Annotated in this window: 18 protein-coding genes; 9 read left to right on the top strand and 9 right to left on the bottom strand. The window is 34.9% G+C overall.

Annotation, left to right across the window (positions count from 1 at the left end; translation table 11 throughout):
* Positions 1–31: 31 nt before the first annotated feature.
* From BZG02_RS21275 to BZG02_RS03340, 3 genes are all read left to right on the top strand, one after another.
* Positions 32–718: an NfeD family protein gene (locus tag BZG02_RS21275; RefSeq protein ID WP_483868501.1), complete on the top strand. Its 687-nt coding sequence runs from the start codon at positions 32–34 to the stop codon at positions 716–718.
* On the top strand, positions 705–1127 hold the full coding sequence (locus BZG02_RS03335) for a GNAT family N-acetyltransferase (protein ID WP_180335614.1): 423 nt from the start codon (positions 705–707) through the stop codon (positions 1125–1127). The genes BZG02_RS21275 and BZG02_RS03335 overlap by 14 nt, the downstream gene beginning before the upstream one ends.
* A 122-nt stretch (positions 1128–1249) precedes the next feature.
* Positions 1250–2116 carry a class I SAM-dependent methyltransferase gene (locus tag BZG02_RS03340; protein WP_101259994.1) on the top strand — a complete coding sequence of 289 codons (867 nt, stop codon included), beginning with the start codon at positions 1250–1252 and terminating at the stop codon, positions 2114–2116.
* Between the two features lie 65 nt (positions 2117–2181).
* Here the strand turns inward: BZG02_RS03340 and BZG02_RS03345 are convergent, their stop codons facing one another.
* The 6 genes from BZG02_RS03345 to gldF all read right to left on the bottom strand — a co-directional run bounded on the left by BZG02_RS03345 (position 2182) and on the right by gldF (position 9589).
* Positions 2182–3978, bottom strand: a complete 1797-nt coding sequence (locus BZG02_RS03345; protein ID WP_101259995.1) for an AMP-dependent synthetase/ligase — start codon at positions 3976–3978, stop codon at positions 2182–2184.
* A gap of 234 nt (positions 3979–4212) precedes the next feature.
* Complete coding sequence (locus BZG02_RS03350; protein WP_101259996.1) at positions 4213–4824, bottom strand: fumarylacetoacetate hydrolase family protein; 612 nt, start codon at positions 4822–4824, stop codon at positions 4213–4215.
* A gap of 11 nt (positions 4825–4835) precedes the next feature.
* A complete protein-coding gene (locus BZG02_RS03355) occupies positions 4836–5603 on the bottom strand; it encodes a 3'-5' exonuclease (protein WP_101259997.1) in 768 nt (255 codons plus the stop codon).
* A 99-nt stretch (positions 5604–5702) separates the two neighbouring features.
* Positions 5703–6833, bottom strand: a complete 1131-nt coding sequence (gene dnaN, locus BZG02_RS03360) for a DNA polymerase III subunit beta (protein WP_101259998.1) — start codon at positions 6831–6833, stop codon at positions 5703–5705.
* Between the two features lie 320 nt (positions 6834–7153).
* Positions 7154–8845, bottom strand: coding sequence for a gliding motility-associated ABC transporter substrate-binding protein GldG (gene gldG / locus BZG02_RS03365; protein WP_101259999.1), 1692 nt, complete (start codon positions 8843–8845; stop codon positions 7154–7156).
* Between the two features lie 12 nt (positions 8846–8857).
* A complete protein-coding gene (gene gldF, locus BZG02_RS03370) occupies positions 8858–9589 on the bottom strand; it encodes a gliding motility-associated ABC transporter permease subunit GldF (protein WP_101260000.1) in 732 nt (243 codons plus the stop codon).
* Between the two features lie 196 nt (positions 9590–9785).
* On the opposite strand from gldF, the gene BZG02_RS03375 reads away from it, so the two are divergent.
* From BZG02_RS03375 to BZG02_RS03390, 4 genes are all read left to right on the top strand, one after another.
* Positions 9786–10895 (top strand): acyloxyacyl hydrolase, encoded by a 1110-nt coding sequence (locus tag BZG02_RS03375; RefSeq protein WP_101260001.1) that lies wholly within the window; start codon positions 9786–9788, stop codon positions 10893–10895.
* On the top strand, positions 10885–11628 hold the full coding sequence (locus BZG02_RS03380) for a GIN domain-containing protein (RefSeq protein ID WP_180335615.1): 744 nt from the start codon (positions 10885–10887) through the stop codon (positions 11626–11628). The genes BZG02_RS03375 and BZG02_RS03380 overlap by 11 nt, the downstream gene beginning before the upstream one ends.
* A gap of 140 nt (positions 11629–11768) precedes the next feature.
* Complete coding sequence (locus BZG02_RS03385; RefSeq protein WP_101260003.1) at positions 11769–12833, top strand: hypothetical protein; 1065 nt, start codon at positions 11769–11771, stop codon at positions 12831–12833.
* Between the two features lie 12 nt (positions 12834–12845).
* Entirely contained in the window at positions 12846–13352 is a 507-nt protein-coding gene (locus tag BZG02_RS03390; protein WP_101260004.1) for a hypothetical protein, read from the top strand.
* Between the two features lie 75 nt (positions 13353–13427).
* Here BZG02_RS03390 and lpxB read toward each other — a convergent pair whose 3' ends face one another.
* The 3 genes from lpxB to surE all read right to left on the bottom strand — a co-directional run bounded on the left by lpxB (position 13428) and on the right by surE (position 15684).
* Entirely contained in the window at positions 13428–14552 is a 1125-nt protein-coding gene (gene lpxB, locus BZG02_RS03395) for a lipid-A-disaccharide synthase (protein WP_101260005.1), read from the bottom strand.
* Positions 14553–14618: 66 nt separating this feature from the next.
* A complete protein-coding gene (locus tag BZG02_RS03400) occupies positions 14619–14918 on the bottom strand; it encodes a hypothetical protein (RefSeq protein ID WP_101260006.1) in 300 nt (99 codons plus the stop codon).
* Entirely contained in the window at positions 14908–15684 is a 777-nt protein-coding gene (gene surE, locus BZG02_RS03405; protein ID WP_101260007.1) for a 5'/3'-nucleotidase SurE, read from the bottom strand. Before surE ends, BZG02_RS03400 begins: the two co-directional genes overlap by 11 nt.
* 428 nt (positions 15685–16112) lie before the next feature.
* Here surE and pheT point away from each other — a divergent pair, with 428 nt between their 5' ends.
* Both pheT and BZG02_RS03415 read left to right on the top strand, forming a co-directional pair.
* On the top strand, positions 16113–18563 hold the full coding sequence (gene pheT, locus BZG02_RS03410; protein WP_101260008.1) for a phenylalanine--tRNA ligase subunit beta: 2451 nt from the start codon (positions 16113–16115) through the stop codon (positions 18561–18563).
* Between the two features lie 190 nt (positions 18564–18753).
* Positions 18754–19287, top strand: coding sequence for a DUF4395 domain-containing protein (locus tag BZG02_RS03415; protein ID WP_101260009.1), 534 nt, complete (start codon positions 18754–18756; stop codon positions 19285–19287).
* The last annotated feature ends 81 nt before the right edge of the window (positions 19288–19368 follow it).

The raw sequence follows: 19368 nt of genomic DNA on the forward strand, positions 1-19368 counted from the left end.
ACCAACAGCAATCGAACAAATGGTTGATTTTATGATTAATCCTGTATTACAAGGAATTCTAATCATGATAATTATTGGTGGTATCTATTTTGAATTACAGACTCCAGGGATTGGATTTCCAATATTAGCATCGGCTATTGCGGCAGTACTCTATTTCTCTCCTCTTTATTTGGAGGGCATGGCCGAAAACTGGGAAATTCTTTTATTTGGGATTGGGGTTATCCTTCTGGCGGTAGAAATATTTGTAGTGCCAGGATTTGGTATTCCTGGTATCTCAGGAATTATTCTCATTATTACAGGCCTCGCATTAAGTCTTGTTGATAATGTTGCTTTTGATTTTGAACCTCGTCATATAAGAGCATTGCTTGGCGCGATAATGCTGGTTGTTTTCTCGATGTTTACCTCTATACTGGCATCCATTTATGCGAGTAAAAAACTATTTGCTACCAATTCCTTTTTAGGTCATTTAGCCCTAGGAGCAATCGAAAAATCGGAAGATGGATACGTTGGTGTAGATATGAAAGCCAAATCATTAATCGGCAAAACAGGAACTGTACTTAGCGTTCTTCGTCCTTCGGGCAAGGTTTTTATCGAGAATCAAATTTACGATGCCAAATCGGAAGATGGTTTTATAGACAAGGACACCCTTGTAGAAGTAATCCGTTTTGAAACCGGACAAGTATATGTTGTTAAAAAAGAGGAGGATGAGCTCAATTAAACTTAGAGAATATGAAGCCCTGGATTATCAATCCCTCCTTAGATTATGGGAAATCACGGACTTAGGAGGCAACGAACGTGGCGACAATGCTACTAGCATTGAGCGAAGCTTATTGCATGACGGAAAATTATGGGTGCTTGAACGAACCGAAAGTAAGGAAATTATAGGTTGTTGCTGGCTCACCAATGATTCCAGAAGATTGTATCTGCATCACTTAGGAATTCATCCTGAATATCAACAAAAAGGATACGGAAAACTTCTTACCAAAAGGGCTTTAACACATGCCAAAAACTTAAAAATGCAAATTAAACTTGAGGTGCATCATACGAACAAAATTGCTCTAAACATTTACAACCAACTTGGATTTAAATTTCTGGAAGGCTACGAAGTAATGATTAAAAGAAAGTAACAGTAACCAACTTACCAATCTAAAACTCGCCAATAAAACCCAATTTAACAACTGATTTTAGTATTTCAGAAATTAAAAGAGTAAAATTGCAAAAAATCCGAAAACATACATTAAATACCAGCATGACTATAATTTCTTCTCAGGGATTACTTGATTTCTCCCTTCTCGAAAGCATCACCAAGAAACCAAAACTATTCGCAAAAGACGATGGGGATTTTTGGCAGGATCCTTACATCTCCGAGCATTTATTAAATGCTCATCTTGACGATGAATCGGATCAGGGTTCTAGAAAATATCAGGATATTCTGCAATCGGTTCTTTGGTTGTGCGAATATTTAAAACTTCCTGAAGACAGTAAATTGCTAGATTTGGGTTGTGGACCTGGATTATACAGCGAAAATTTCTACGGTCAAGGATTTGATGTTACAGGAATCGATTTCTCGCAAAGCTCTATTGATTATGCCAAAGAGCAAGCCGAAGGATTTCCATATCGCATTAACTACATCTGCCAAAATTATCTAGAAATAGATTACCATGAGGAATTCGATGTAATCACACTTATTTACGGCGATTTATGTGTGCTTTCTCACACCGACAGAAACTTACTACTTCAGAAAGTAAAAAAGGCATTAAAACCAGGTGGGTATTTAATTTTTGATGTATTCACGAAACATTATTTCGAGAGTAAGGAACCAGATCAATCCTGGTATATTAGTAAAGAAGACGGATTTTGGAGTGAGGAAGAACATCTACTATTACAATCTCGTTATAAGTACAAAAAAGATAAAGTTAGATTGGATAAATATACCTTGATTTTAAAGAATGGAACCGTTCGCACTCACAACATTTGGAAGCACTATTTTTCGTTGAAACGAAGTATTTCGATGATGGAAAAAAATGGGTTTAGCGTGAAAGACTACTGGTCTGATTTAAAAGGAAAAGCTTTTGAAAAGAACAGCCAGTGGATAGGAATGATTGCCCAAAAATAGAAATAAAAAAAACTCCGACAGAACTAATTCTCTATCGGAGTTTACAAGATAAACTGGTAGGTTTATTAATCCTTGTACATCTTATCTATAAGATGTTTGTATTTTTCCTGTATTACTTTTCTTTTCAATTTTAAAGTGGAAGTAATCTCCCCGGCTTCAATCGAAAATTCTTTAGGCAATAAGGTAAATTTCTTAATTTTTTCGAACATCGAGAATTCTTTCTGCATTTCCTCAAAGCGTTTTTCGAAAAACTCTATAATTTGAGAGTTTCCCAATAATTCTTCAATAGTTTCAAATCCAATATTATTCTGCGATGCGTATCGCTGAAGAGGTTCTATAGCGGGCACAGCCAAAGCAGTTACATATTTTCTGCAATCACCAATTACAGCAATTTGCTCAATAAACTGATCGTTAACCAACATTTTCTCTAACTTTTGAGGAGCAATATATTTTCCTCCTGAAGTTTTCATCAAATCTTTAATACGATCGGTTATGGTTACAGCACCATTTTCATCGATTACACCTGCGTCTCCAGTACAAAACCATCCATCTTTCATCACCTCTGCAGTAGCTTCGGGCTTCTTGTAATAACCACGCATCACACCTGGCCCTTTCACTAAAATCTCGTCGTTTTCACCAATTTTAATCTCGGTACCAACAATAATACGACCAGTTGTGTTAAAATCGATATGTTTATCGCTATACAGGCATACTGTAGCCATTGTTTCGGTTAAACCATATCCCATTTTCACATTTAAACCTGTAGCGTGAAAATATTTAATAATATTTGAATCTAATGGAGCTCCGCCACAAGGCATAAAATTGATTCTACCCCCAAAAATATCACGAAGTTTGCTTAGTACTAGTTTATCAGCAAGCTTGTGTTTTAATTTCAATCCAACAGGAATTCTCTTATCAAATAGGAGGTAATCATTATTATACTTCGCCCCAATTTTAATTGCCCAATTCATTAAAGATCGCTTCACTCGCGAAGCATCCTTACTTTTTACCTGAATTGCCGCATAAATTTTCTCATATATTCGTGGAACCGTACACATTAATGTAGGTTTCACTTCTTTCATTGCGTCTCCAATCTTTTTTGGATCGAGATTGAAATAAATTTCTATTCCCCGATGAAAACAATAGAAACACCAAATTCGTTCGTAAACATGACTTAAAGGCAAGAAACTAAGCGAGATATCTTTATCAGATACATTTAACTCGGCATCATGAGAGACCAAAACACTAGAAATGTTATTGTGATCAATCATCACTCCTTTTGGTTCTCCGGTAGTTCCTGATGTATAAATTAAAGTTGCAAGATCATCAATTTCGGCTCTTTGAAAACGATCTTCAAACTCTGCACCAACCATTGAATTCTTTCCATAAATTAAGAATTCATCCCAATGCATCGACCTTTCGTAATCCGATAATACAACATTCTTATCGAAAGCCACTACCATTTTCACATGAGGAACCGTTTGAATTAAATCCATAGTACGATCATATTGCTCCTGTTCTCCAACAAAAACAACCTGTGTTTCCGAATCCTCAATAATATATTTTGCTTCTGTTGTAGAATTAGTTGGATAAATAGGAACCGTTACGCCACGAATACTCATGATCGCTAAATCGGCAGTAATCCATTCTGGCATATTTTGCGAAAAAATAGCAACCATTTGCTTTTCTTCAACACCTAACTTTATAAGCGCTTTTGATATTTGTCGAATATCTAAGCCAAATTTAGTCCAACTTACACCAACCCATTCGCCACTTTTTCCATCCTTATAGTGCATTGCAATTCGATCCGAATATTTTTCAATACGATTTCGAATTAGTTTGCCCCAATGTTGATATTCCATAAAAGTTTTTTAGTTGTGATATTGGTACAAAGATAGTGATGTTTCCTTACTATTAAAAGGTTTTCGATTGTAAAGCATATTCTCTAAAGTGTTAAATATCATAGAAATAGAGTCGCTCACAAAGTTTAAATGCTCGAAAGTAGTTACCTCTCAACAGGTTATATAAAAACGACCGTAAACATAAGAGTTCCGGTCGTTCGGCGTATTAAATAAAGAAATAATACTGTATTCTGCTTAGCGGATGTTAAAATCCATCATTTCCTCGCCCTCGAGTTCTGCAACCAGTCGATCGCCTATTTTCACTGGCCCCACACCTTCGGGAGTACCAGTATAAATCATATCTCCAATTTTCAGGGTAAAATATTTCGACAGATAAGAAATAAGATAATCAATTGAAAAAATCATATTTGAGGTATTCCCAGTTTGCACCCGCGTACCATTTATATCCAAATGAAAGTTTAATTGATTTACATCCTTAAATTTATCTTTCGAAATAAATTTACTAATAGGCGCAGCACCATCAAAAGCCTTCGCTTTCTCCCATGGTAAACCTTTCTTTTTACAATCAGCCTGAATATCGCGAGCAGTAAAATCGATTCCTAAACCAATTTCATCATAATAACGATGAGCAAATTCTAATGGTATATTTTTACCAACTCTAGAAATTTTCACCACTACTTCTACCTCGTGGTGGATATCTTTGGAAAAATCAGGAAAGTAAAAATCATTATTATTTTTTAACAGTGCTGAGTCGGGCATAGAAAACACCACAGGCTCTTCAGGAACTGGATTGTTAAGTTCCTTTGCATGATTCACGTAATTTCTTCCTATTGCTAATATTTTCATCACTAATTATTTTACTTATTAAATCCTCTTAATTTAATTTCTGTAAGCACTTTTTTAGTGTATAATGGGAAATCACTATTCATTACCCATCCATAGTAACCAGGTTGATCGTCCAACACTTTTTCGACAGCAACTCCTTTATTTTTCCCAAAATTAAACATTTCAATACCATTTTCATCTTTTACAATAAAACCGGCAAAATCAACATTTTTATTCTGAGATGAATATTTCGACAGATAATCAATACTATTTTCCAGATCGCTGTATTTATCCAGTTGCGATTTTAATACTTCGTAAGTTGCTTTTGTGTCGGCCTCGGCACCATGTGCACCTTCTAATTCTTTATTACAGTAGAATTTATAAGCCGCAACAAGAGTTCGTTGTTCCATTTTATGAAAAATGGTTTGTACATCCACAAACTTTCTCTTTCTCATATCAAAATCAATATCTGCACGTAGGAACTCCTCTGCTAATAAAGGAAAATCAAATCGGTTCGAATTATATCCGGCCAAATCGCAACCCTCTAAATATTTTGCGATTGTCTTCCCTACCTCTTTAAATACAGGCTCATCCTTTACATCTTCATCCGTAATTCCATGAATCGCAGTCGACTGGGGTGGAATTGGCATTCCAGGGTTCACTCGAAAAGTTTTTACCTCTTCGTCGCCATTAGGATTCACTTTTACAATACACATTTCTACAATACGATCTTTTGCAACATTTATTCCTGTTGTTTCCAAATCGATAAAGGCAATTGGATTCTTTAAATTCAGTTTCATGATATTCTTATGAAATTTAGCTTTTAACAAAAATATAAAACCCAACAGAACTTTACGCTCTGTTGGGTTATTTTATTTCTTAATTATGCAAGGTTTATCTTATGCATTAATCATCATTGGCATTAATAACATCAATACATCTTCGTCGGCATTATCGTTATCGTAAGGTAAGAAAATACCGGCTCTTGTTGGATCGGATAATTCTACCATAACATTTGAAGAAGAAATATTAGATAAAATTTCTAAAAGAAAAACCGATTTAAATCCAATTTCCAATTCCTGACCTTCGTACTGACATTGTAATCTTTCTCTTGCCGAGATTGAAAAATCAATATCCTGAGCCGAAACCACTAATTCATTTGCTTTTAATTCAAATTTAATTAAGTTACTTGCTGGATTTGAAAATACAGAAACTCTTCTTAATGTATTATATAATTCAAGCCTGTCGATGGTTAATTTATTAGGATTGGTTTTAGGAATAACCGAGTTATAACTTGGATAATTTCCTTCTACCAAACGACAAATTAACTTGTAATTAGACAAAGTAAAAAATGCATTTTTCTCATCAAACTCAACACGAACAGGGTTTGTTTCTTTCGGAAGAATATTACGCAATAAAGAAGCTGGTTTTTTTGGTAAAATGAATGATGATTCGACCTCCGACTTACCATCTAATCTCTTATAACGCACCAACTTATGAGCGTCAGACGCTACAAAAGTAAGATCATTATTTCCTAACTCCACAAAAATTCCATTCATTACCGGACGAAGTTCGTCATCGGCTGTTGCAAACAATGTTTTATTGATACCAGTTAAAAGAACCGCACCTTCAACAGAAATATTTACCAAATTAGCTTCCTGTTTTACTGGTAGTTTTGGAAAATCTTCTCCATTCTGTCCAACAATACTAAACACTCCATTTTCGGAAGTAATTTTTACCGCCAAAGAAGTAAGATCAATATCGAATGTAAGAGGTTGCTCTGGAAATTCTTTTAAAGTATCAGTCAAAATCTTAGCTGGAAAAGCAATTACTCCTTCGCCTACCGAAGTCTCTAATGGAATTGTAGTAATTAAGGTAGATTCTAAATCCGAAGCAGTAGCTACCAATTGATCATTCTTTAGTTCAAACAAAAAGTTGTCGAGAATAGGTAAGGTATTCTTACTACTAATAACACGACTAATTGCCTGTAAATGACTTAACAATTCTGTACTTGATACTACAAATTTCATTTGCATAATATTTTAAAATTAACCTAAAACTCAAATTTTTCAACCCTTGCGCAAGTTATAGTAAACTGTGACAGAGGGCAAATAACAAGTGGTGAATATACAAATTTATTAAGGAAACTTGTCCATCTTCATTTAAAAAACAAAGCTGATCTCGTCAAATAAAATCAGTATTTAATTGAAGACTTGCTATTTACTATTAAAACATATTACAACACCACTATAAAAATCATAAAAATAAAATTCAGAATGGAATATTCCGTTTCTGAAACTTTATTTTAGAGGCGACAAAAATAGTATTTCTAAGCAATATTTTAATCACTCTAGGATGCAAATTTTCGTTTTCGAATGTAGAAACGAATTAATCCAAAAATAAGTAGTAGAATTAAAGGTACTAACACATTTACAAGTTGCCAAAACAATCGCTCCGATCGAATTTTAGTTTTGTTTAACATTCTCAATTTTACCTCGCGCGACCGTAGCTCCATCCATCCATTATCATCGCACAAATAATCAACACAATTAAGCAGGAAATTTCTGTTTCCATAGGTCGATTTACTATATCTATCGTATCCCAATGCTTCAATTTGTCGATTGCTACCTACTCCTCTCACCCTGTTCTTAATAATATCACCATCCGATATCACAATCATTTTGGTTGGTACGCTTTCCGTTTTAAAATCGTTTTTTTGAATTCCTTTCCAAATTCTATTCTGAAAAACCGAAGGAAATACGCCTTCTAAAAGAACTGCAATATTTTTCGGTCCGGCAGGAAAATCGGATGCCTTCATCTTCTGATTTACAATATCTAAACTAATTGGCTTTGGAACTTTTTCTAGTCTGGTATACTCCGAACTAGCTAATAAAACTTGCTTTTTTATCTGTTTATTATCCCCTACAAAATCAATTGAATTTGCAAACTCCGCTTTAATCACGTTTAATTTTCGTGTAATAGGATGAGTATCAGGAGCTACTAAAAGTGGCGAATAATACCAAGGTGCTGGTGTAAATTTTGCTTGCTGACCCGCCAAAGCTGTTTGCACAGGAATCAACTGACTCTGAACGTCTAACACCAAATCAGGATTAATTCTCACTCCGTATCGAAATAGTTGATCTTCCATATTTAACGGTTGATAAAAAGCCATGGTACTTTCCTGAGTCACCAAGCTATCCATTGAAGCAAGCACCTCATCCACCAACCACAACACACTTCCACCATTCATCACGTACTGATCGATATGGTATTTATCTGCTTCGCTAAACTTCTCACGCGGTTGAGCAATTACCAAAGCGGCATATCTATTTGGTTGCATATTTATAGCTTCGGCAGGTATTCTTTTCACTTGGTAGCGCTGTAAAAGAGATGCGGTAAAATCTGCCACTTCAAACTCCCCCAACTCGCCATGTCCGGTAAGAAATGCTATTTCTTTTGGAATAATATCCTGCAACACTCGTATCGCCGAAGTCAGTTCAAACTCCAGTTCCTCGATGGAATGATTCAAATTCTGATCGGAAGACAAACCTGCCACACTTTTTAAGAGGTGAACACTTGTTTCTTTCTCCCTATCATGAACAATGATTCCAGGAACGACTAACTTTTGATTCAAACTGCCATCGGTGGTTTTCTCCTGCAAATTTATTGGTTGCAAACCTCTACTTACCAATTGATCGAAAAGTTCTTTTCGCTTTTGCGGATTAGCAATATCGTTGGGATTAATTAAGGCATAGGATATATTGACATTAGAATAGGAAGAAAACTCATCGATCATTTCTAAACAAGCCTTCTGCAAATTTGTAAAACCAGGAGGCAAATCTCCGGAAAGATACACTTCAAAATAGAGATCTTTATTTAAATTGGATACCAGATTCTTGGTATTATCCGATAAAGAATATCGTTTTTCGGAAGTTAAATCCCAACGAAAAAAGTACACTTGTAAAACTTGAATAACAACTACTAAAGCCAATAAAGATATCAGTAATTGAAAAAGGTCTTGTAATTTTCTATTTCGTACCATATATAAATTCAATTACCATTTTCTACTTTTAAGAACAGTTTGTGTCAGCAAAAGAAAACCCATTATCACTCCAATAAAATACAGTAAATCACGAGAATCAACAATTCCGCGTGAAATAGATCGATAATGTTGGTTGATTCCCATCGAAATAATACTATTCTGTAAAGACTGCAAGCTAGCAAACTCTCCTAAATAGTCGAATCCAATATAAAAAATGAAACAAAACACCAAGGCTAATAAAAAAGCGACAATCTGATTTTCGGTTAAGGAACTTGCAAATACACCGATAGAAACATAAACTCCTGCCAATAAAAATAGACCAATAAAAGATCCCCAAAAAGCTCCGGAGTCAATATTTCCGATAGGATTCCCTAAATAATATACCGAGTAATAGTAAACCAAACAAAATAGTAAAGAAAATACTACAATTGTTAAGCCTGCAAAATACTTTGCCAATACAATTCCCATATCGGAAATAGGACGAGTCATTAAAAGCTCGATTGTACCTTGTTTTTTTTCTTCGGCAAAGAAACGCATGCACACTGCAGGAATCAAAAACAAATAAATCCATGGAGCCATTTCAAAAAGAACATTCAAATTTGCATCGCCCGAATCTAAGGGATTTGAGTTGCCTGGGAAAACCCAGACAAATAATCCTGTTGCAATTAAAAAAATAGAAAGAATTAAATAGCCGGAAATTGAGCTGAAAAAAGTCCTGATTTCCTTACTAAGTAGTGGCAACATATATTTAGGTTCTGATTAAAAATTCTTAATTCTACAAATTTGCAAAATTATTCGAGTTGAAAAAACTCTTTGGGAAATCAATTTACTTACATAAATTTGAAGCCTAATTACCAAATTAAATTGCCAACTATACTTTTTCGGATAAATTCTAAGTTAACATTTTAACTACGAGCTTTGATGAAAGCAACAGCATAAAATGAAAAACTATTTTCTCCTTTTTATATTTTTTCTGCTTAGTAAAAATATATTTGCCCAAGAAAACCCTGAAAAAGATATATTCAACACCACTGTTCGGTTTCATTATGGCGTAGTTATGCCTCATCACAAATCTATCAGTTATTTGGTAAACGATCGTATTTCAGCCTTCGAATTAAACATGGGTTACCTGCCTTCGAATGAAAAAAACTGGACAAAACTATACAAACAACCTGAAATTGGACTTGGATTATATCATGGTAGTCTTGGGAACGATCGGGTTTTAGGAAACGTAACTGCCATTTTCCCTTACATTAACTTCCCCTTAGTGCAAAGCAATAAATGGGAGTTTAGTACACAACTTGGCTTTGGACTTGGATATGTAAAAAAACACTTCGATCCGGTTGAAAATTATACCAACGTAGCCATTGGAACCAAATTCAATGCTTTTTTCAAATTATTGGTACAAAGTAGCTATACAATTAGTCCAAAATGGGGAATTAACGCAGGTATTGGATTCAATCACCTTTCTAATGGATCTATTAGTGCTATTAATAAAGGATTAAACCTTTTAACCAGTAATATTGGCGTAAGCTATTATTGGAATGAAAAGAAACGCAAAACTTATACTACCACTTTCATTAAAAATAAATTACCCAATGAATTTTTAGTTATTTGGGGAAATGGTATGAAACAAGTTTCGGAGAAAGATCACCATAACTACTATACTTCTAGCTTATCAGGAAACTATTCTTTTGGCATTAACTCGAAACAAAAATTAGGCTTTGGAATTGATCTGTTCTACAATAAGGCCGCCAATAGAGGAAAGTGGGATTTCGATCCTGAAATAAGTTTTAAAAATCGATTTAGCCAAGCCTTATTTATTTCGCATGATCTTGTTATTGAGAAATTTAGTATTATTGCCAATATTGGAGTTTACACTTTTTACAAAACAGAACCTGAAAAACCTATTTATACTCGACTTGGTATTCGTTACAGACTTAACGACTACTTATTAACTAGTTTAAGTTTAAAAGCACACATGGGCAAAGCCGATTATATAGAATTAGGAATTGGATATCGAATTAAAAGAAACAAAAGTGAAAAATAAAATATACATATTCATCTTAATACTGCTAACTCTTCCATCTTGCGAATCCCTCAATCCGTTTGAGGAAGCTGGCGACTATATCGAAAAAAGAATTGATTTAGTTGGGGTTTCGAGTATCGAAAATAACAACACATTTAAAATTACTTTAGTTGAAGATGATGATGAATTTCTTCTATTAAAGGGAGGTGAAAATATAATATCAAAAGTAAGCACAATTATAAATGAGAATAAACTTAGCCTTGACCATTCTCATAAAAACAAAATTACAAATCTCGATTTAATTGAAGCTGAAATTCATTTAAAAGAGTTTACACTAATTACCGCCTATGCTCCCGCATATTTTAACAGTAAAGGAACCCTTAGCGGAAACCGATTAGATATCGACATTACTTCCGAAAGTGAATTGGTGGAAATGAAATTAGATTTAAATTATGTTTTTTTAGATTTTCATTCTTTTGGATCGGCAGCCGGAGGATATGAATTTTCAGGCATTTGCGAAACTTCAAATTACGTATTGAATGGCGTAATCAATATTAATGCTTCCGAAATGCTGAGCCAGAAAGTTGTAGTAGCACAAAATGGAATTGGCGAAGCTCATGTATGGGCCGAAAAAGAACTAAATGTCACCATTTATAGTAGTGGAGACATGTATTACAAAGGATATCCTGAAATAATTATTAAACGAATACAAGTAAATAACCAAAGTCCAACAGCAGAAGTATTCCCCGAATAAGTATCTCCCCACTTTAACCTACCAATTATTTATATTTTCTATCAAAACTTCTTCTTTAAAATACAGTTAAGATAGTGTATAATTTTTTTTGTTTAACGATTTTATTTTTCATAAATTTGTGAGTTATAATCAAAAAAAATATGAATTATCAGTTAAACACAACCATACAGGAACTTATTCGATGCATACAAGATGCGGAACGAGAAGCTCAACATCAAAGCAATAAAAACAGCAACTCTCAATCTATTTTTCTTACTGCGCTCGATTATCAAGTTCAACGGTATGTACAAAACATGCCTTCTTATTTGAATATGGATCACGTAGTTGGATTTCCAATTCAATTGAATAACTATAGTATAAATACTTCCATATCTGATCAGGAACTGGGTATAGCAATTAATATACACTACTATCCTCCCGTAAGGCCTCTTGTAATTAAGTCTCCTGAAATGATTATTGAATTACTTGCAAAAGTGGACAAATCAGGAAACATGGAGTATCGCTTGTCTAAGTATTTTGCGAATCCTGAAGAACTGCAACAATTAGCCAAGTATTTGCCTGATGATGAATGTATTGTAATGCAGGAAGATGGATCCTTATCCATAGAATATATAGAGGAACCTATTCCTTCTCCTGTCTGGAACTATTCTACTCAAAATTATTCAATGATGGGAGAAGATGCTACTGCAGGAAGCGATCCTTTTTCTGACAATACCTGGACAACTGCAATTGATTGGTCAAACAATGGTGCCGGTGGCGTTGGCACCAGTATGAGTAAATTAAAAGGTTCCTTCCGAATGAGCAATGGCGCTGCCAATGGTTCTAAATTTAGCCCTAAGTATTACGAATCGAACTGGTCGGGAGGCAGCAGAGCCAGAATAACAACTCATAGTGCTGCCAAATGGGGTTCAAAAATATCAAGAGGAACTGTATTTGTCACCATAGGCTTAGCAGCTTACAATATTAATGAAGCAAACAAATTAGATAATAGATCTTTTGGCTACAACACTCAGGTTGCAACAGCACAAACCGTAGTTGGTATTGGTGGGGCAATGGCTGGAGCCCAAATTGGCGGAGCAATTGGAGTTTGGTTCGGAGGTGTTGGTGCCATACCTGGCTCTATTATTGGCGGAATTATTGGTGGCGTATTAGGTGGCTGGGGTGGCTCCGAGTTGGGCGAAGCAGGCGTAAACTTATTTTACTAAAAACTATTTCTTATGGAACGATTTTGGAATCTTATTCATTATTTCATTTACAAAGCTCATAATCAATTTCATCTATTTTGTAATAAAATAAACCCAATCTTATTTCTTTATAAGCTACCCTTCGCAAAAAGACATTTTGCAAAAAAAGGAATTAACCCCATAAAAGAAGTAAACAAGGCATTTCAAAGACCTGATATAGGTTTGAGCAGTATTGTTTCAGGAGGAGCAATCTACACACTATTTTTCCTGCTCTGCTTTGGAGTAATAAACATCTTTTCAGGAATAATTCAAAAAGAACTGAATCTTCAACTCTACCACTTCATCATCCTGATTATCTTATCAATAATCATTAATTACTTCTTAGTATTTAAGGGTGATAAATACTTAAGCTATTTTAAAGAGTTTGAAAAAATGGAACAGAAAGATAAAACAAAATGGGCTTGGATTAGTTTTGCTGTAAGTATTGGAATTCTCTTCTTTATTGTAGGTAGTTTTATTTTTTTAAATTATCGGCTATAGTTAGCATCCACACACCTACGATACAATAGATTAATACAGAGCTAGATAATAAATAATTCAGTCCAACTTTATTTATTACTGTAAATCTTCATAAATCATTTTAGCAAAACGAGCCGATGCTCCTGCTCCTCCTAATTTTTCATTCAAAAGCTGATAATTGTGCAGCATTTGACTGCGATACTCTCTATCGAAAAGAATTTGATTTAACTCCTGAGTAATCATCTCTTTGTTGCAGGTATGCTGAATCAATTCTTTCACAATCAAACGATCCATTATCAAATTCACCAGCGAAATATACTTCACTTTTAAAAGTCGTTTTCCAATAGTGAACAACAGCTTTCCTCCTCCGGTAAGATAACACACTACTTGAGGGATACGTAGCAATGCTGTTTCTAAAGTTGCAGTTCCAGATGTAACAACAGCAGCTTGCGATTGTTGCAATAAATCATAGGTTTGTCCGTATACAAACTGCACATTTTGATTTCCCACTACAGAAGCATAAAATTCTGGATCGATAGCTGGTGCAGCAGCAACTACAAACTGATGCTCGGGAAAAGAAGTTACACATTCCAACATTACCGGCAATACTCGCTCAATTTCCTGCTTACGAGAACCAGCAAGCAGAGCAACAATTGGTTTTTCGCTTAACTTGTTTCTCTTTATAAAATCGGGAAAACCCTCCTCTTTATTTGGGCGGTTCTCAATAGCATCTAATAATGGATTTCCACCAAAACTCACCTCGTAATTATGCTTCTGATAAAATTCAGTCTCGAATGGAAAAATAGTAAACATTCTATCCACATAAGCCTTTATCTTTTTCACTCGCGACTCTTTCCATGCCCATATTTTAGGCGAAATGTAATAATGCACACGAATTCCACGTTTTTTTGCAAATTTTGCCATTCGCAAATTAAAACCAGGATAATCAACTAAAATTAATACATCGGGCTTAAATGCAAGTAAATCTTCTTCGCAGAGTGAAAAATTAGCTTTTATCTTGCCCAAATTCTTCATCACGGTCAAAAAACCCATAAATGCAGTTTCGCGATAATGCTTTACCAATTCGCCACCTTGAGCCAGCATTAAATCTCCTCCCCAAAATCGAAATTCAGCTTTTGAATCCTGAATTTTCAACTCCTTCATTAAGTTCGATGCGTGAAGATCCCCAGATGCTTCCCCTGTGATGATATAGTATTTCATTTTAAAGATAGATTTGAGAGGTCAGATTATTTACACATTACTGTTTGATATCTAATCTCTATACAATTACATTCCAAAACGAAAAATCAGGATCGCAAAAGAATACAAAATAGTTGCCAACAATACGCCTCTGGCAGCCTTTAAAAAATCTGTTTTAATAAACAGAAAGAAGAAAACGATGTTTCCAAAATACACGCCAAGTGCCAGTACTTTCGTATAGATTTTATGAACCAACAAACTGTCAATAAATGTTTTCAAACTCATTTCGGCTTGAAACTTCACCGCAAACACGAGTAGAATGGAAAGAAGAGGAACCAAAATTCCAATAATCAATCCTAAAGTAGTTGAATTGATTCTAGACTTCATAATCCCATTTTTTTAAATCCGCAACTAATGCATGAGCTGTCATGTCAATTTGGGTAGGAACTACCGATGCATATCCATTTTTAATAGCCCACTCATCGGTCTCCTCATTATTCGGCTCTGCATTTATAAACTGTCCGGTTAACCAATAATAATCTCCTCCAAAAGGATCTTGCCTATGGTCAAATTCCTCATTCCATCTACCAATTGCCTGACGACAAACGCGAATTCCTTTCAATTCACCTTTCGGAAAATTAACATTTAAACAAACACCAGTGGCCAATCCATTTTTTACCAAATTAGAAAATATTTTACGGCCATATTGCACAGACTGAGTAAAATCAGCATCAGCTGCAAATACATCTAAGGAAAAACCTACCGAAGGAATTCCATTGATGCATCCTTCGATTGTTGCACCCATAGTTCCAGAATACAAAACACTTACCGAAGTATTGGCACCATGATTTATTCCGGAAACCAGAAAATCCGGCTTTTTTGGAAGTATTTTATTTAATGCAAGCTTAACACAATCAACTGGCGTTCCCTTACAACTATAAATATGCAGGTTCTTCTCATCCCTAACTTTTTTAATTCGGATAGGAACTTCAACCGTAATAGAATTTGATTTTCCTGAGTTGGATCGATTTGGGGCTACCACATAAATATCTCCAAAATCTTTCACCATAGCAACCAAAGCCTTTATCCCTTTAGCATTAAGTCCATCGTCGTTCGTAACAAGTATAATTGGTTTTTCTTTCAGCTCGCTCATATTTTTATTTTGATAATCCTACAAATATATTCGAATTCGAGGCAATTATCAATTTCCTAGAACACTTAATTAAAAAAGTGTTTCACCAAAAAAGAAAACCAAAGAGTTCCTAAAGCATATAAAAAAATTAAATGCTGTACTAATAAAAAAACGAAAAGCCACCAAAAAGAAAGAAAATTCACAGTGAACTTCGGCATACTTGCCGGTTCATTCTCCAGTAAATTTAAACTCCTTTTTTCTTCGCCTTACCTAGCGTTGCACTTTCCAAATCTTTAAAGCTACTATTTTAAAAAGCTTTCCAATTTTAAGCTCCTATCCTACTTGTTACTTGGAGGTAAAATTTCTACTTTTGTAAGCTTGAAGAAGAATGGCGACATTTTACATTCCTCTTTTTTACATTGAAAATTATCTGAAAAAACACACATACAATGAAGGTATCATACAAATGGCTGAAAGATTACATTGATATTGATCTTACGCCTGCTGAAATGGATGACATTCTAACTCAAATTGGTTTGGAAGTTGGTGGAATCGAAAAAATTCAATCCATTAAAGGTGGCTTGGAAGGTTTGGTTATTGGTGAAGTAAAAACTTGCATTCCGCATCCAAATTCTGATCATTTGAGCATCACAAGTGTTGATGTAAACGGCGCAGAATTACTACCAATTGTTTGTGGCGCAGCCAATATTGCTGCCGGACAAAAAGTGGTAGTTGCTACAGTTGGAACTGTTTTATACGATGGTGACGAAAGCTTTACCATTAAAAAATCGAAAATAAGAGGCGAAGTTTCTTTAGGAATGATTTGCGCCGAAGACGAAATTGGCGTTGGCACCGATCACGATGGAATTATGGTATTGCCTGCCGATGCAGTGGTAGGAACTCCAGCTGCTAAATATTTTAATGTAGAAGATGATATTGCCATTGAAATTGATTTAACTCCAAACCGAATTGATGGAGCATCGCACATTGGTGTTGCCAGAGATTTGGCTGCTTACCTAAAGCAACAAAAAAATATAGAATATAAAACCCCTTCGGTAGAAGCCTTTAAAGTTGAAAACAATAATACTCCTATTGAAGTACTTGTTGAAAATCAAGAAGCTTGTCACCGTTACTCGGGAGTTTGTGTTAGTGGAATTACCATAGCCGAATCACCAGAATGGTTACAAAATCGCTTAAAAGCAATCGGCTTAAAACCAATTAACAATGTTGTAGATATCACCAACTATGTGTTATTTGAAACCGGTCAGCCATTACATGCGTTCGATTACACTAAAATTGCTGGAAATAAAGTAATTGTTAAAACACTGGCTAACGGAACTCAATTCACAACGCTTGATGAAGCAAAAAGAGAATTGAACGAAAACGACTTGATGATTTGTAATGCTAAAGAACCAATGTGTATTGCAGGGGTATTTGGTGGATTGGAATCTGGTGTTAGCCAAACAACTAATTCAGTTTTCCTTGAAAGTGCTTATTTTGATGCAGTATATGTACGTAAAACAGCTCGTCGTCATGGTTTAAACACCGATGCATCGTTCCGTTTTGAACGTGGTACAGATCCTAACAACACTATTTATGCAATGAAACGTGCTGCTCTTTTAATCAAAGAGATTGCTGGTGGTAGTATTTCGTCCGAAGTGATTGATATCTATCCAAACCCAGTTGCCGATTTTAAAGTGGAAGTGAGTGTAGATCGTATCGAACGCCTAATTGGAAAGAAAATTGGCAAAGAAACTATTAAAAATATTCTAACTGCGCTAGAAATTGGTATTGAAAAAGAAGATGGAGATACATTGAATCTACTTGTTCCTCCGTATCGTGTTGACGTAAAACGCGAGGCCGATATTGTAGAAGAAGTATTGCGTATTTATGGTTTTAATAATGTAGAAGTTCCCGGCAAAGTAAATGCATCCTTAAGCTATGCTCCAAAACCGGACGAACACAAATTAAAAAATACCATTGCCGACTTACTATCATATAGTGGTTTTAACGAAATAATGAACAATTCGCTAACCAAAACTTCCTACTACGAAGGATTGGAAAGTCTGAAACTAGAAAATACCGTTCGTATTTTTAACCCGCTTAGTTCCGATTTAAATGCAATGCGCCAAAGTCTTCTATTTGGTGGCTTAGAATGTATTGCTTACAATATTAACCGCAGAAATACGGATTTAAAATTCTACGAGTTTGGTAAATCGTACCAACACTTTGTGAATCCAGAAAACGAAAATCCGGTTGATAATTATTTCGAAAAAGAACACTTGGGCGTTTTCATGTGTGGAAATAAAACGGCAACTAACTGGAATTTAAAAGAAGAGCCTACCAACTTCTTCCACCTAAAGGCTTTCGCTGAAAATGTATTGAAACGTTTAGGTTTTCAGATCGAAAAATTACGAATTAATGAACTTGAGAACGACCAATTTACCGAAGGTTTAAGCTATGGTGTGAAGAAAAAAGTATTGGTGGAAGTTGGAATGGTTAGCGGTAAAATTTTAAAAGCAATGGACATTGACGTTCCTGTTTACTATGCTGATTTCGATTGGGAAATGCTAATTGGAGAAGCTACTAAAAACAAAGTTGCTTACACCGAAATTCCTAAATACCCTGCTGTTAAGCGCGATTTGGCTTTACTAATTGACAAAGCAACCAGCTTTGCAGAAATTAAAACCATTGCATTCAATTGCGAAAAAAATCTCTTAAAATCAGTTTCTTTATTTGATTTTTACGAAGGTGAAAAATTGGGTGCAGATAAAAAATCGTATGCAGTAAGTTTCATTCTTCAGGACACTGAAAAAACATTAGAAGACAAGCAGATTGATAAGATCATGCAAAAGCTAATTAAGAGCTACGAAAAACAATTGGGAGCCGAACTTCGTTAATTGTAACCAGATATTATTTGAATGCCGATTCCTAATGGAGTCGGCTTTTTTTTATCTATCTTAACTAATGCTGATAGTTAAGATGTATGTTAGCTCTCCTACTTTAACATTTGCTTAACTCTTTCAATTTAATCGCTAAAGGTATTTTCAGTAATTTGCAATCCGATTTTTAATATTAAATATACCGAAAATGTCAAGATTTAGTTTTGGAGAATACGTAGATGGAATTAGCTATAAAGTTTTAAACGAGAGAGAAGTTCGTGCCACAGCAGGATTGTTGTTCCTGACGATTTTTGTGACCTTAATCGCAGCAGTATTTTTCAAGAAGTACGCTCCTATCCCTTACGTTTCAGGATTTATCGTACTCAACTTTGCCATTAGTGTTTTCATTAATCCGAAATACGCTCCAGCAAATATTATAGCACGTCTTATCGTGATTAAACAAGAACCAATATACATTGGTGCCATTCAAAAAAGATTCGCTTGGAGTTTAGGCTTAACGCTTTCTGCTATTGTATTTTTTCTATCGATTCCTTTACAAAGCGATCCTGCTATTTTTGAATCGGTATGTATGCTTTGTCTACTCTGCATGTTATTGATGTTTATCGAAACAGCATTTGGAATTTGTATTGGTTGCCAATTCTATTTTTTAGCTCTACGTTTAAAGCTGATGAAACAACCAGAAGTAAAACCAAACTGTATGGGCAATTCCTGCGAAGTATAAGTAATAATTAACCATACAAAAAAGTCAATTCTTATAAGAATTGACTTTTTTTTGTATTTAACAATATTTTTATTGCTCCAA

Origin of the sequence: Labilibaculum filiforme (assembly GCF_002843315.1) — a bacterium.
In the GTDB taxonomy this organism is placed as follows: Bacteria; Bacteroidota; Bacteroidia; order Bacteroidales; family Marinifilaceae; genus Labilibaculum; species Labilibaculum filiforme.

Coding starts and splice junctions, on each gene's coding strand:
- BZG02_RS03375 (WP_101260001.1), top strand. CDS start 9,786: ATGAAAAACTATTTTCTCCTTTTTATATTTTTTCTGCTTAGTAAAAAT.
- BZG02_RS21275 (WP_483868501.1), top strand. CDS start 32: ATGATTAATCCTGTATTACAAGGAATTCTAATCATGATAATTATTGGT.
- BZG02_RS03340 (WP_101259994.1), top strand. CDS start 1,250: ATGACTATAATTTCTTCTCAGGGATTACTTGATTTCTCCCTTCTCGAA.
- BZG02_RS03355 (WP_101259997.1), bottom strand. CDS start 5,603: ATGAAACTGAATTTAAAGAATCCAATTGCCTTTATCGATTTGGAAACA.
- BZG02_RS03335 (WP_180335614.1), top strand. CDS start 705: ATGAGCTCAATTAAACTTAGAGAATATGAAGCCCTGGATTATCAATCC.
- BZG02_RS03345 (WP_101259995.1), bottom strand. CDS start 3,978: ATGGAATATCAACATTGGGGCAAACTAATTCGAAATCGTATTGAAAAA.
- lpxB (WP_101260005.1), bottom strand. CDS start 14,552: ATGAAATACTATATCATCACAGGGGAAGCATCTGGGGATCTTCACGCA.
- BZG02_RS03400 (WP_101260006.1), bottom strand. CDS start 14,918: ATGAAGTCTAGAATCAATTCAACTACTTTAGGATTGATTATTGGAATT.
- BZG02_RS03415 (WP_101260009.1), top strand. CDS start 18,754: ATGTCAAGATTTAGTTTTGGAGAATACGTAGATGGAATTAGCTATAAA.
- pheT (WP_101260008.1), top strand. CDS start 16,113: ATGAAGGTATCATACAAATGGCTGAAAGATTACATTGATATTGATCTT.
- gldF (WP_101260000.1), bottom strand. CDS start 9,589: ATGTTGCCACTACTTAGTAAGGAAATCAGGACTTTTTTCAGCTCAATT.
- BZG02_RS03350 (WP_101259996.1), bottom strand. CDS start 4,824: ATGAAAATATTAGCAATAGGAAGAAATTACGTGAATCATGCAAAGGAA.
- BZG02_RS03390 (WP_101260004.1), top strand. CDS start 12,846: ATGGAACGATTTTGGAATCTTATTCATTATTTCATTTACAAAGCTCAT.
- gldG (WP_101259999.1), bottom strand. CDS start 8,845: ATGGTACGAAATAGAAAATTACAAGACCTTTTTCAATTACTGATATCT.
- dnaN (WP_101259998.1), bottom strand. CDS start 6,833: ATGAAATTTGTAGTATCAAGTACAGAATTGTTAAGTCATTTACAGGCA.
- surE (WP_101260007.1), bottom strand. CDS start 15,684: ATGAGCGAGCTGAAAGAAAAACCAATTATACTTGTTACGAACGACGAT.
- BZG02_RS03385 (WP_101260003.1), top strand. CDS start 11,769: ATGAATTATCAGTTAAACACAACCATACAGGAACTTATTCGATGCATA.